Consider the following 13597-nt stretch of genomic DNA (forward strand, 5'->3'; position numbering starts at 1 on the left):
TCAGATGTTATTTAGTGCTTTTAACATCTTTTTTTAATACTAAACGTGGTTCTTCATGGTCTGTAACAGATGCTTTAGTAATAATTACCTCAGCCACATCATCACGACTAGGCAATGAGAACATTACATCACGCATTACACTTTCAATAATTGAACGTAATCCACGCGCACCAGTATTACGTTTGATAGCTTGTTGTGCCATTGCACGAAGCGCTTCTTTATCAAAACTCAATTTAACTCCTTGAAGAGCAAGAAGTTTTTGATATTGCTTAACCAAAGCATTCTTAGGTTCAGTTAAAATCTTAACTAAATCTTCTTCATCAAGTTTGTTTAGAGCAGTTAAAATTGGAAGACGTCCAATAAATTCTGGAATTAATCCAAATTTCATCAAATCTTCAGGGATAACTTGTTGCATAATGTCATCGTCACCAACTTTAACAGCATGAGCTGAATCAGTCCCAAACCCAATAGTTTTGTTTCCAAGACGTTCACGTACAATGTTTTGAATCCCTGGGAAAGCCCCACCAACGATAAAGAGAATATTTTTGGTGTTAATCTTAATAAAATCTTGTTGTGGGTTCTTACGACCACCCTTTGGTGGAACATTCGCAATCGTACCTTCTAAGATTTTAAGTAATGATTGTTGAACCCCTTCACCAGAAACATCACGAGTAATTGATACATTTTCACCTTTTTTAGCGATCTTATCAATTTCATCAATGTAAATGATTCCATGTTCAGCACGTTCAACATCAAAGTCAGCATTTTGAAGTAATTTCAAAAGGATATTTTCAACATCTTCACCAACGTATCCTGCTTCAGTTAAAGTAGTAGCATCTGCAATTGCAAATGGAACATTAATAATTTTAGCAAGGGTTTGGGCAATGTATGTCTTACCTGAACCAGTAGGTCCAATCATAGCAATATTACTTTTTTGAATTTCAGTTTCTGATTCAATTGCTTTGTAGATATCTGAATCACCTTCAGTATCTTCTTTGTCATGCTTAGTTAATTCTTTAATTCTCATATAGTGGTTATATACAGCAACTGCCAAAGTCTTCTTAGCTTCAGTTTGACCAATAACATATTGATTCAAACGATCTACGATTTCTTTAGGAGTTAAGACATTAATTTCTTCACTCGCATTTTGTGATTTAATTTCAGTATCCATGATTTGTTCACATAAATCGATACATTCGTTACAAATATAAACTCCAGGACCTGCCACAATTTTTTTAACTTGGTCTTGTGATTTTCCACAAAATGAGCATGTTACTGTTTTGTTTGTTTCATCATCATCAAACATATAAAAAATCTCCTCATTTTATCTAAGTCATTATTTCAACTCTCAAAACTATACCATAAAAAACAGTGGTTTCAAAAGAGTTAGTTTGAAACAAAAAAGCCCGCAACGATTGTCGTTGAGCGGACTTTCTGTATTAAAGTAATTAAACTTTATTTTTCGTCTGATTTAGTAGCTGACTTTGAAACTTGCTTTGCATTGTCAACAACAACAGAAACAGCTTTTTGAATACCAAGATCATGTTTAAGCATATCATCTGATAATGCACCACGAACTGCAGCTTCTTCCATTCCGTATTGTTTTGCTAAATTAGCAACTTCAGCATTAACATCGTCTTCTGAAGGAACGATGTCTTCAGCTTTAACGATTGCTTCAAGAACTAAGCTAGTCTTAACACGTTTATCTGCACCGGCTTCAAATTGTTTCTTCAAATCATCTTTTGAAGTACCAGTCATCTTGAAGTACATGTCAGCAGGAATACCTTGTTGTTGGATACCAGCTAAGTATTGATCCATTTGACGTTCAACATCTTCATCAAGCATAACTTGAGGAATGTCTTTTACAGTAGCGTTGTTAACAGCTGCATCAATAGCATCATTTTCGATAGTATCGTGAGCTGAAGCTTCTTTTTGTTCTTTTAATTGAGTCTTGATTTTTTCTTTTAAATCGTCAAGAGTATCAACATCTTCGTCAACATCTTTGGCAAATTCATCATCAAGTTTTGGTAATTGTTTTTCTTTAACTTCGTGAATCTTAGTTTCGAATAGAGCTTCTTTACCAGCAAGATCTTTTTGTGGGTAATCTGCAGGGAATGAAACTTTAACGTCAACATCATCACCAGCTTTGTGACCAACTAATTGATCTTCAAAACCAGGAATGAATGAACCTGAACCTAATTCAAGTGAATAGTTGTTAGCTTTTCCGCCTTCGAAGTGATCACCGTCAATTGAACCATCAAAGTCAATAATTACAGTGTCGCCATCTTTAGCAGGACGATCAACTAAAACAAGTTCAGCTTGTGAAGCACGCATTGAATCTAGTTTAGCATCAACATCTTTTTTGTATACACGAGTGTTTTGTTTTGGAACTTCAACACCTTTGTATTCACCAAGTTCAACATCAGGTTTAACAGAAACATCTGCTTTAAGAACCCAAGGTTTACCTTTTTCCATTGATTCAACACTAATGTTAGGTTGACCAACTGGATCAATACCTGCTTCAGCAACAGCTGCAGCGTAAACTTCTGGAAGTAAGATGTTTAATGCATCTTGGTATAATGCTTCTTCACCGTACATTTGGTTAAATACTTGGCGTGAAACTTTACCCTTACGGAATCCAGGAACTTTGATAGTCTTCTTGTTCTTATCGAAAGCTTTATCCAAACCTTCTTTAATCTTATCTAGGTCAATTTTAAAAGTTAATTCACCTTTGTTTAGTTCTTTTTTCACAAAATCAGCCATTATAATTTCCTCCAACATGAAAAATAATAAATCTTTTTCAAGTAATTTATATACAAAGTATATTTTAACTTATGCGATATAAAATGTAAACACATACACTAACTTGACTGCAAACAAAAAAGACCAAAGATAAATCTTTGATCTTTTTTTAGATACATATTAGTCGTCAATACTTGTAACAGTACCGGCACCAACAGTGTGTCCACCTTCACGAATAGTGAATTTAGTACCTTTTTCGATTGCAACTGGTTTAGTTAATTCAACGTGGAATGTTGTGTTATCACCAGGCATAACCATTTCAGTACCCTTATCTAATTCGATAACACCAGTAACATCAGTGGTATGGAAGTAGAATTGAGGACGGTAGTTTGAGAAGAATGGAGTATGACGTCCACCTTCTTCTTTACTCATGATATAAACTTCAGCAGAGAATTTTTCGTGAGTTTGAACTGAACCAGGTGCAGCAAGCACTTGTCCACGAACAACTTGTTCACGGTTAACACCACGAAGTAAGGCACCAATGTTATCACCGGCTTGACCTTCATCAAGAGTTTTACGGAACATTTCGATACCAGTAACAGTAGTCTTCAATACGTCTTCAACAAGTCCAACGATTTCAACTTCGTCACCAACTTTGATAACACCACGTTCGATACGACCTGATGCAACAGTACCACGACCAGTGATAGTAAATACATCTTCGATAGGCATCATGAAAGGTTTGCTTTCGTCACGTTCTGGAGTTGGGATGTATTCATCAACAGTATCCATCAACTTCATGATTTGTTCTTCGGCTTCTTTGTCACCGTTTAAGGCTTTAAGAGCTGAACCACGAATAACAGGTGTGTTATCACCATCGTAACCGTATTCTGATAATAAATCACGAACTTCCATTTCAACTAAGTCGATAAGTTCTTCATCATCAACCATGTCAGTCTTGTTAAGGAAAACGATGATGTAATCAACACCAACTTGTTTAGCTAACAAGATATGTTCACGTGTTTGTGGCATAGGACCATCAGTTGCGGCAACAACTAAGATAGCACCATCCATTTGAGCAGCACCAGTGATCATGTTTTTAACATAATCGGCATGTCCAGGAGCATCGATATGAGCGTAGTGACGCTTTTCTGTTTCGTATTCGATGTGGGCAGTGTTGATAGTGATACCACGTTCTTTTTCTTCTGGAGCAGCATCGATATCAGCGAAATCTTCAGCCTTAGCTAAACCTCTGTCTGATAAAACTTTTGAAATTGCTGCAGTTAAAGTAGTTTTCCCGTGATCAATATGGCCAATAGTACCAATATTAACGTGGGGTTTTGTTCTTTCGTAATGTTCTTTTGCCATTATGAAACCCTCCTATTATTTTCGTAAGACGTCCTTTGGGAAAGACCAAAGTATCTTTACTGTAATTATACTACAATTACATCAAAAATAAAGTGGTTCTCTCAAAGAATTCACTAACATATTATATATATTGAAACTGATTTTGTAAACACTATTCACTAAATTTGTTAGTTTATTAGTGTTTGCATAATCGAATCAATCAAGCTCAACCATTTTAACACATCTTTATCATCATCTGCTGCTGAAACGTCTCCAAAAGTTCGATTTCTGATTTCAGATAACCATTTTGTTGGATTTTTAATGGTTTGATCAATGTATGGAAATAAAATTTGCAAATCAACATTAACAATTACTTGTAGTTGACCTGCTTTGATTGGATCCTCTTGTCCTACGGATTCTTCCAAGTCTTTTTGCATTATCTTGTAGGCTTCAGTTTGATTAACATCAGTCGCATTTTTAGGAATTATTTCATGTTTTTGCTTATCAATCCAAATAAAGCCTACTTTTTCAGAAAAACCCAAACGCATTAAGTTATTTAGCAATTGCATTCGCCAAACTGGATTAACATCTCCATCAAGTAAATTAAGCTGAGCCCCTGCTAAATATTGCTTCAGCGGTAACGTTTCAGCCTCACCAATAACTTCTCGTTGTTTGTTAGTATCAAACGCACCTAGGTGCATAAACTCTCTAGCATTACTTTCAATCGTAGTCGGTTCTTTTTCAAGATAACTTTTTTCACTAAGTTTTATTTCAGATAGCAGTTTTGCTTTTTCATTTTTATCTAATCCATTAGCAATAATACCTAACTGAAGATAGCGATGATTTTGCAAATAAATATCACAAAGTAAACTAAAATCATTTTGTAAGAATTCAGTGAAATTATCATCAACCAAACGACTTGCACTAACATATTTTTGATCATCAAATAATGTTTTACCTAGTAATAAAATAACTTCTGATTCATCAACATCATCATATAATTTCAACAAAATATCAGTTGCTGCACCAAATTCTCGTTTTTCAATTTTAGATTTTGCTTTATTCAATTGTTCGTTTTGTTGTTTATTCATGTAATCACCTACCCTAATGAAAAAGAATTGAGCAGATGCTCAATTCTTTTTTAGTTAGTTTTTCTTTTTATTGTTTTTAAAACGACGATGATGTTGGTTAACTTCCATGATTACTGGAAGAATAACTGGACGTCGATCCGTTTTTTTATATAAGAAAGAGCTTAATTTTTCACGAACATCTTGTTTTAAATGTCCCCAGTCAAAATCCTTATTATCAAGGTTGTTTTGAACTGTTGTCTCAACTAAATCAGATGCTTCTTTTAGCAAAGCACGATTTGATTGGTCATAAACAAATCCACGTGAAGTAACTTTAGGTTCTTCCACAATTTCTTTCTTTTTACGGTCAATAGTGACAACTGCAATAAAGACACCATCTTGAGAAAGCACATTACGGTCACGTAATACAATGTTACCAATATCACCAACACCGATTCCATCAATCATAGTGTCGGAAGCAGAAACCGCTTGGGCAAGGAACATATCATCACCGTCAAATTGAATTACATCACCCTTAGCAGGAATTATGATGTGATCACTAGGGAATCCAGCAGCAATAGCCGCTTCACGTTCTGCTTGTAATTGACGATATTCACCTTGAACTGGAATTAAATAATCTGGATTAATTAATCCAATCATCATTTGAACATCACTACGACTAGCATCACTTGATAAATCAAGTTCAGTATCGATTGATGCAACTGTACCATCTGCTTGATAAACCATGTCTCTAGTTTTTGACCAGGCGTTATCCATGGCACGAAGTGGTGAAGTAGCTAGTAATACTAAATCACCTGGTTCGATTCTAAGTTTTTTATTTCTTTGACTAGCCATTCTTTGGAGTGAACGCATTGCCTCACCTGGTTGACCAACATGAAGAATAATAACTTGAGTTGGGTCAAGTTTTTCTAAATCTTCAATAGAAGAAATAAAAATTTCTTCATCAGGAAGTTTTAATTTACCTTGTTCAATAGCAGTATCAATCATGAACTTAGATTTTTCGTTAGCAAAGTAAATCATACGTCCAGTTTTAGCAGCTGCATTAATAATTTCTTGTAAACGAAGAATATGATCTGAAAGACATGTAATAATTAACCGACCATTTTGGTAATCCATGGTATCAACTAAATATTCTTCAACTTTCTTTTCTTCTGCAACCTTTGCATTGTCAGCTGCATTACGGGCATCACACAATAAAGCTAAAACGTTTTTGTTTGATACTTCTGCAATTGAAGCATAGTTAGTTCGGTATTGTTCTGGTACAGTTTGATCAAACTTAAAGTCACCAGTATATACAACACTTCCTTGTTTAGTTTCAATCACGATACCAACTGCATCAGGAATAGAATGGGTTACACCAAAGAAACTAACTGTTCCGTCATCAAATTCAATTTCACTTTTATCATTAATAATGTGGAAATCATCGAATTTCTTAGATTGACGATTCTTCTTAACTAACTTTTCAGCAATCTTAATTGATAATTCTGTACCAAATACTGGAACATTGAATTCACTAAGCAAATATGGCAAAGCTCCAATTGAATCAAGATGACCAGAAGTTAAAAATACCCCTACAATCTTTTCTTTGTTATCACGAAGATATGTGAAATCAGGAATTACATAATCAATCCCTAGCATATCGTCTAGTGGGAACTTTGATCCACAATCAAGAATGAAAATACTACTTTCATTCACTTCAACGGCAAATAAATCTTTGCCTTCTTCACGCACACCACCTAGTGGTATGATTTTAATGTTTTTTTTCATTATTTTTACACCTCAATATATTACTTATGTTTAATTGTTTTTTATCATTTAAAAATTATGTACTCGCTCAGAATATAACATGTAACCTTAGTGTAACATATTTAGTGAAAAAATTGCTCAAAAAAAGGATGAGGCAATTTGCCTCATCCTTTTGATTGAATGTAGTATTAACGACGTAATCCTAATTCTTTGATTAATTCACGGTAACTTTGAACGTTTCTCTTACGTAAGTAAGTTAACAAGTTACGACGGTGACCAATCTTTTTCATAAGTCCACGTTGTGAATGAAAATCTTTTTTGTGTTCTTTCATGTGTTCGTTAATTTCGTTGATGTCTGCTGTTAAAACTGCGATTTGTACTTCAGTTGAACCAGTGTCACCTTCGTGAGTTGCAAATTTGTTAATGATTTCTGTTTTTTGTTCTTTAGTTAAAGCCATTATGCTTTACCACCTTTCAATTTATAAAACCCTCAGTTCTGAGTATTACGTCAGTGAGTCGTAAAACTAAGAACCAGTTACTTATTAAATATACAACATATAACAATAAATTTCAAACAAATCTTAGCTTGTATTGCAATTCCTCTATATATTTTGTATAATGATGAGTGTTAAAACTGTGGAATTAGAATTGATTTCACTATGTGGAGGTGAAAATATTATGCCAGTTATTAAATCAGCTATCGAACGTATGAAAACTAACGAAATCGCTCGTAAGAGAAACGCTTCTGAAAAGAACCGTATGAGAACTGCTGTTAAAGCTTTCGAAAAAGCTAGTGCCGAAGGTGCCAGTGATCTTGATGCTTTATACCGTGATGCAGTTGCTGCGATTGATCATTCAAAATCAAAAGGTCTTATCAAGACTAACAGTGCGAGCCGTAAAAAGTCACACTTAGCAAACATGATGAACAAATTATCATAATAAAAAAAGAACTCATCTTAGATTGAGTTCTTTTTTTGTCCCAATTTTATCGCAAACATTTCAAAAAGTAGTTCCGGATTATCGGTGCTGCTTTTTAGTTTGCATTCAATTTGAACTAATTGTAAATAAGCATCCCTTAAATAGTTTAATGGGAATCGTTGTGCTGATTGCATGGCTAATTTAATTCGGTAAGGATGGATTTTCAATGTATTAGTCATCATACTTTGACTATAACTATGTTGAATTAAAATTTTGACCTGCAATAATAAACGAAACTGACTTTCTAAAATTGCATTAATTTGAATTGGTTCTTGTTTTTGTTCTAATAACTGACTGTAAAATTGAATTGCTTGGGTAGTTTGCCCATTAACAACATAATTTACTAACGCAAAAACATTTTGATCAAGTGATTTTGAAACCAATTTATCAACTACATCAACATCAATATTTTTTGAATCGTTACAATAAATAAAAATCTTTTGCAATTCATTCATCATCTTCCCTAAATCGCCTAATGTACGCGCATATAGCTCGTTCATTGCGTCTGGTGACATTTCATATCCACGGTCATGAACTTGCTTACGCACAAAATCAGCCGTTTCTCGCTCAGAAAAATCATTCAATGTAATTGTAGTACTTTTATTTTTTAGTTTTTTGACAATTTTTTTACGTCCATCCAATTTATCATATGGCGCCAAAATAATTAATACTGTTTCACTGGATGGATTATCTAAATATTGTTCGAGCTCATCTACATTGTATTTAACTTTACTTTTAGATTTACTCCCAGTTAAAAAATATGCATTTTTGATTAAAACTAACCGTTTTTCTCCAAAAAAAGGAACCGATAGTGCATCATTAATTGCTACTGATAATGGTGTTTCTTCCATATCATAAGTAGCAAAATTCATAGTTTGTTCTTCTTCCGGAATAATTCGTTTAATTTGTTGCATAACTTCATTTTCCCAGTAATCATTTTTTCCGGTAATTAAATATACGGGATCTTGTTTAGTTGCAATTGTTTTGATTTTATCGATTAATGCCATTTAAATCCCCTTTCCATTTAGTCGTAAAATAACCCGTTTGATTCTGATAACGGTACGAAATCATTCCATCCGTTTGAGTACTGATTAACTTAACTTGATCTTTTTTCATTGTTTCAATTGTTTCCTGATTAGGATGACCATAATGATTATTACGGCCGGCAGATATAATTCCAATTTTCGGCTGAATTGCTTCAATAAATTTAGGATCAGAAGACGTTTTACTTCCATGATGGCCTAATTTTAAGATATCCGTCTTCAGGTCAGGATATTTTTCTAAAATTTTCAGTTCATCAGCTCGATCCAAATCACCGGTAAACATCCATTTCAAATGATTTATTTCACTATATAATACCATTGAATCTTCGTTTTTTCCGAGTCCAGCAGTAAATGGATGAATCACCCGTAAGTTTGTCCCACTGATTATTTCCCCTTCCCTAACACTTATTAATTGAAATCCTTTAAATGGTTTTAATTTATCCATAAAATGTTGATTTCGTTCCATCCCAAGTGGAATATAAATTCGGTCAACTTTCATCTCTTTAAGAAATGCTGGTAAATCCCCCACATGGTCAGCGTCTTGATGACTGAGACAAATATTATCAATATGATTAATTCCAATACTCTTCAAGTACCTTATCGAAGTATTAGGGGCTAAATACACGTCTTTTTGGCCTTCTTTAGCAAAGAAATTAGGTTTTCCCCCGGTATCAATTAATGTCACTGATTTATTGAATGGAGATCTAATTAGGAAACTATCTCCTTGTCCAACATCAAAAAACGTCACTTCACCATTCAAAGGAAAATGAATAATCAAATACATTCCTAGACTAAGAAAAAGCAATAAAATTATATATTTTAACTTAGCTCTTTCCATATATAATAAGCCTAGTAAAATCATTAGAATTACAAACACAATCCAGGGTTTACCAAACGTAATCTTTCCAGGTAATTGTGCAATTAAACTTGTAAACTGATCAAAAAGCATTAAAAAGCGATCAATTATTGTAAATCCAGGTAATTTCAACCACCCTAAAATAAAGCCTAATAATACTAGAGGGAAGATTATCACTGTAAAAAACGGAATAATTAATAAATTAGCCATCAATGACAGTACATGCCATTCATACATATAAAAAATTACAATTGGAAAGCTAACCAATTCTAATAACAAAGTGCGTTTAATATCACCAACGTTGCCCGTATAGATTAACGCCAATGACAAAGCATATGATAACTGACAACCGAATTCTAATAATAACATGGGGTTTATTAATAAATTTAACATTAATGCCAAGGACCAAACATCTAGCCTAGTGAAATACAATTTGCATTTACCTGCGACTAGCCGTTCCTCAATCATTAAAATGGCGCGAATCAAACCAACAGCCGATCCTGCAATTACAGAATAAATTGGCAATCCACCAATTAAAAACCATTCGACTCGTTCTCGTTTCAAATACATCAATGACGTTAACATCAAAATTACGTCCATTAAAAAATAAACATGCATTCCTGAAATACTAAATAAATGAATTAAGCCTAATTGCTGTACACCATCCATCTCTTCCTTGAAATCAACGTTTTTATAACCAAAAATTAAGCTTTGAACATACATTTTTAAATGTTTTGGTAATTGATCAGCTTTTTCTAAGCCCCAGAAACGAATTAAATGAATTCGATCCATTAATGTTAGACTGCTCGGTTTTGTCTGTTGTAAAGTCGTTACTCGTATCTGTCCGTAAATACCTTGTTGACCATAAAACTGTTTAGAATCAAACTGATTAACATTTGGGGCTGATTCTAATTCACTCAGACTACCTGATAAAGTTAGCCTTGTCTTCTGCTTAATTGATTTTATAATTTTTTCATCACGGTCATTTTTCATCGTACCAAATAATAAAACTGATTGTTTTGCACTTGGAAAATAAACAATTGCACGATAACGATTTTCATTAATATGAATTTCATCAGGTAAAACTTCGACCTCAAGCGTTTGATTTGTCTGTGATTGTTTAGTAATAGTTTGTTGTTTTATGTGTTTTTGCTGATAATGAAATGTAAAAATCACAAGCGGTATTATAGCTAAACAAATATTTTTCAACAAAAAGCCATTTAATTTCAATCGCCAGATACGCATCAAAACTAATAAAACACAAATACTGCCGATTAGCATTTCTCCAGCAAAAATTAACGAAATACTGCCCCATAATAAAGCCGTAAAAACATAAAAATTTTTTTTAATTATTTATCGAAAGATAAGTATTCATCAAATGGTAAGTTATCAACTTGTTCTTTATCAATATGGACTTTTTCCACTTTGACATGTTCTTTATTTAATAATGCAGTTGCATATTCACTATTATGGTATTCCCGAAGATACTTAATCGTTTTAATTCCTGCTTGAAGCAACATTTTGGTACATTGCAAACAAGGAAAATCAGTTACATAGATTTCAGCATTATCGGTTGATTCGCCAAACTTAGCACACTGTAAAATAGCATTCATTTCAGCATGGATGGTTCTTTGACAATGACCGTCTACCATATAACAACCTTCATCAATACAGTGTACATCGCCTGATACAGATCCATTATAGCCACAAGCAATCACACGCTTATTTCTTACTAATACAGCACCAACTGACAAGCGTTCACAAGTACTTCTAGTAGCCACTAAAATAGCTTGAAGCATAAAATATTGATCCCAGCCAATTCTTTTTTTCGTCATAGTATTCTCCTTCGTAATTGGTTAATACCTTAAGTATAGCAAATTTTAGCTACCTCTCACTATACTGATAATGACGGTTTTAAGTTAGCAACTGTACGATCACCAAATCCAGGAACATTCTTTAAATCATCAACTGATTTAAATGGACCATTTTGTTTCCGATATTCAATAATTTTTTCAGCTTTTTTCTGACCAACTCCATTAATGGTTTGCATTTTAGCAACATCTGCTTCATTCAAATTAATTTTATCGCCCTTGCTTTCTGATCCCGTTCCAGCTTTATTATTAGTTTCATCTGGTTTTGATTCTCCACCAACATTAGTAGCTGGAGTTCCTGCAACTTCACCTTGAACTGGAATGTAAAGAATTTCCTGATCGGTAACTTTTTTTGCTAAATTAACATGATTTCGATCGGCATGTTCATTAAATCCTCCAGCCATTCTGATTAAATCAGTTCCCCGCATATTAGTAGTAGCTTGATAGACGCCTGGATTTAAAACTGCACCTTTAACATCTACAAAAATTTGTTCATGTCCAGTGTTTTTCACTGAAGTCTGTTGGATTTCTGGCTTTGGTTTTGCTTGATCAGTTTTTACTACCTCTGCACTCATTGTTTGATGATTTCTGTTTACAAAACAATAAGCTCCAATTAAAATTACGCAAATTAACAATCCAAAAATGACCTGGTATTTATATTCTTCAATTATTTCCTTGATTTTTCCAATATACTTATCCATCTTTCTCCCCTTTCTAGCTATATATACGAAGAAAATAAAAAAATGTTGTAATTATTACAACATTTTTTTAATCTATTTAATTAATTAAAAAATAATTTAATCAAGATCATCTAGAGCTGTTTCAATTTCAGTATTTCCGCCCTGCATCGTAATCACTTTATGATATGTTTTTGCATTATTCAGACTATCAAATAAGGTCATCGCAACATCTGGAATTGGACTATTTTGCGTAATCTTTTTCTCATTCAATGTCACTTTACCAGTTCCATTACTTTCGACTAATGAACTTGGCTGCAAGATTGTATAGTTAAGTTTCGTATTATTAATCAAAAAATTGTCAGCCATAAATTTTGCTGCTTGATATTCTTGGAGTCTAGCGTATCTTTCGTTTCCAATCCAACTATCAAGATTTAAAGAACCATATGAACTCAACATAATATATCTTTGTACATTATCTTTTTCAGCTGCAATCATGGTTTTAATTGCTCCAAAACTATCAACGTTAATTAAGTCGTGACCCCGTGAACCCGCGACAAAATAAATTGCATCGTAGCCTGATTCTAGTTTTGTTAATTCAGTAATATTAAGTTGCCCAATATTCATTTTAATAACTTGTACTCGATTATTTGCTAAGTTTTCAACATGGTCTGGTCGAGAAACAGCAATCGTTACTTCAGCATTAGAATGGTTAATAAAATCGTTTGTTAAAGCTCTTCCTACTCTACCGGAACCACCAATAATCATTATTTTCATTTTATTGCCTCCATAATTAATTAGAAAAACTAATCGTAAAATCTGTTCCTTGTTTAGTAATTGGTTCTCTATCTAAAAAATTGTCCCAATCATAGACATCATATTCATCTTTAAAATTAATTTCATCATATAAGATTGTTTGTTTAACTGCTGCTTCAGACAAATCTTTTTTACCATCTTTTAGGGAATAAAATTTAACGTTGTAAGCGTAATTTTTATTCATATTAGGGCTAATTTCATAAGCTATATCGAATCCATCTATTGAAAAAGTACCAGTAACAATTTCATCAGGGCTTGTTGGCTTCTTAAGAATAATATTTTTCATCATGTCCACCTACCAAATATATTTATTAGATTTCTACAATTCTATTTTACTTCTTTATAACTTGAATTAAATGATATGCGAATTGATAATTTATTATTTCATAAACAAAAATACCCACCACTATTAAGTGATGGATATTTAAAATGA

Annotated in this window: 13 protein-coding genes; 1 reads left to right on the top strand and 12 read right to left on the bottom strand. The window is 33.2% G+C overall.

The genetic code is table 11. From position 1 onward, the window contains the following. Positions 1-7: 7 nt before the first annotated feature. The 6 genes from clpX to rpsO all read right to left on the bottom strand — a co-directional run bounded on the left by clpX (position 8) and on the right by rpsO (position 7381). Positions 8-1306, bottom strand: a complete 1299-nt coding sequence (gene clpX, locus ACQW5G_RS00795) for an ATP-dependent Clp protease ATP-binding subunit ClpX (RefSeq protein WP_429971205.1) — start codon at positions 1304-1306, stop codon at positions 8-10. Between the two features lie 149 nt (positions 1307-1455). Continuing rightward, complete coding sequence (gene tig, locus ACQW5G_RS00800; protein ID WP_429971857.1) at positions 1456-2766, bottom strand: trigger factor; 1311 nt, start codon at positions 2764-2766, stop codon at positions 1456-1458. Between the two features lie 156 nt (positions 2767-2922). Beyond that, a complete protein-coding gene (gene tuf / locus ACQW5G_RS00805; RefSeq protein WP_395318978.1) occupies positions 2923-4110 on the bottom strand; it encodes an elongation factor Tu in 1188 nt (395 codons plus the stop codon). Positions 4111-4277: 167 nt separating this feature from the next. After that, the gene (locus ACQW5G_RS00810) at positions 4278-5180 is read right to left on the bottom strand and encodes a hypothetical protein (RefSeq protein WP_429971206.1); all 903 of its coding nucleotides are present in this window, start codon (positions 5178-5180) and stop codon (positions 4278-4280) included. Positions 5181-5234: 54 nt separating this feature from the next. Further along, a complete protein-coding gene (locus ACQW5G_RS00815; protein ID WP_429971208.1) occupies positions 5235-6944 on the bottom strand; it encodes a ribonuclease J in 1710 nt (569 codons plus the stop codon). A 167-nt stretch (positions 6945-7111) separates the two neighbouring features. Continuing rightward, positions 7112-7381 (bottom strand): 30S ribosomal protein S15, encoded by a 270-nt coding sequence (rpsO, locus tag ACQW5G_RS00820; RefSeq protein WP_429971209.1) that lies wholly within the window; start codon positions 7379-7381, stop codon positions 7112-7114. A gap of 220 nt (positions 7382-7601) precedes the next feature. Between rpsO and rpsT the strand changes: the two genes are divergently transcribed. Next, the gene (gene rpsT / locus ACQW5G_RS00825; protein ID WP_429971210.1) at positions 7602-7862 is read left to right on the top strand and encodes a 30S ribosomal protein S20; all 261 of its coding nucleotides are present in this window, start codon (positions 7602-7604) and stop codon (positions 7860-7862) included. Positions 7863-7879: 17 nt separating this feature from the next. On the opposite strand, the gene holA is transcribed toward rpsT, so the two are convergent. From holA to ACQW5G_RS00855, 6 genes are all read right to left on the bottom strand, one after another. After that, entirely contained in the window at positions 7880-8908 is a 1029-nt protein-coding gene (gene holA / locus ACQW5G_RS00830) for a DNA polymerase III subunit delta (RefSeq protein ID WP_429971211.1), read from the bottom strand. Beyond that, positions 8892-11081 carry a DNA internalization-related competence protein ComEC/Rec2 gene (locus ACQW5G_RS00835; RefSeq protein ID WP_429971212.1) on the bottom strand — a complete coding sequence of 730 codons (2190 nt, stop codon included), beginning with the start codon at positions 11079-11081 and terminating at the stop codon, positions 8892-8894. The genes holA and ACQW5G_RS00835 overlap by 17 nt, the downstream gene beginning before the upstream one ends. Positions 11082-11149: 68 nt before the next feature. Continuing rightward, positions 11150-11635 (bottom strand): ComE operon protein 2, encoded by a 486-nt coding sequence (locus ACQW5G_RS00840; RefSeq protein ID WP_429971213.1) that lies wholly within the window; start codon positions 11633-11635, stop codon positions 11150-11152. Positions 11636-11694: 59 nt separating this feature from the next. Then, on the bottom strand, positions 11695-12372 hold the full coding sequence (locus ACQW5G_RS00845) for a helix-hairpin-helix domain-containing protein (protein ID WP_429971214.1): 678 nt from the start codon (positions 12370-12372) through the stop codon (positions 11695-11697). Positions 12373-12468: 96 nt separating this feature from the next. After that, entirely contained in the window at positions 12469-13125 is a 657-nt protein-coding gene (locus ACQW5G_RS00850) for an NAD(P)H-binding protein (RefSeq protein WP_429971215.1), read from the bottom strand. Positions 13126-13141: 16 nt separating this feature from the next. Next, positions 13142-13450: a hypothetical protein gene (locus tag ACQW5G_RS00855; RefSeq protein ID WP_429971216.1), complete on the bottom strand. Its 309-nt coding sequence runs from the start codon at positions 13448-13450 to the stop codon at positions 13142-13144. Positions 13451-13597 lie beyond the last annotated feature (147 nt).

This window comes from Fructilactobacillus sp. Tb1 (assembly GCF_050500285.1).
GTDB lineage: Bacteria > Bacillota > Bacilli > Lactobacillales > Lactobacillaceae > Fructilactobacillus.

Coding starts and splice junctions, on each gene's coding strand:
- ACQW5G_RS00855 (WP_429971216.1), bottom strand. CDS start 13,450: ATGAAAAATATTATTCTTAAGAAGCCAACAAGCCCTGATGAAATTGTT.
- ACQW5G_RS00845 (WP_429971214.1), bottom strand. CDS start 12,372: ATGGATAAGTATATTGGAAAAATCAAGGAAATAATTGAAGAATATAAA.
- ACQW5G_RS00850 (WP_429971215.1), bottom strand. CDS start 13,125: ATGAAAATAATGATTATTGGTGGTTCCGGTAGAGTAGGAAGAGCTTTA.
- ACQW5G_RS00815 (WP_429971208.1), bottom strand. CDS start 6,944: ATGAAAAAAAACATTAAAATCATACCACTAGGTGGTGTGCGTGAAGAA.
- ACQW5G_RS00840 (WP_429971213.1), bottom strand. CDS start 11,635: ATGACGAAAAAAAGAATTGGCTGGGATCAATATTTTATGCTTCAAGCT.
- clpX (WP_429971205.1), bottom strand. CDS start 1,306: ATGTTTGATGATGATGAAACAAACAAAACAGTAACATGCTCATTTTGT.
- rpsO (WP_429971209.1), bottom strand. CDS start 7,381: ATGGCTTTAACTAAAGAACAAAAAACAGAAATCATTAACAAATTTGCA.
- holA (WP_429971211.1), bottom strand. CDS start 8,908: ATGGCATTAATCGATAAAATCAAAACAATTGCAACTAAACAAGATCCC.
- ACQW5G_RS00810 (WP_429971206.1), bottom strand. CDS start 5,180: ATGAATAAACAACAAAACGAACAATTGAATAAAGCAAAATCTAAAATT.
- rpsT (WP_429971210.1), top strand. CDS start 7,602: ATGCCAGTTATTAAATCAGCTATCGAACGTATGAAAACTAACGAAATC.
- ACQW5G_RS00835 (WP_429971212.1), bottom strand. CDS start 11,081: ATGCTAATCGGCAGTATTTGTGTTTTATTAGTTTTGATGCGTATCTGG.
- tuf (WP_395318978.1), bottom strand. CDS start 4,110: ATGGCAAAAGAACATTACGAAAGAACAAAACCCCACGTTAATATTGGT.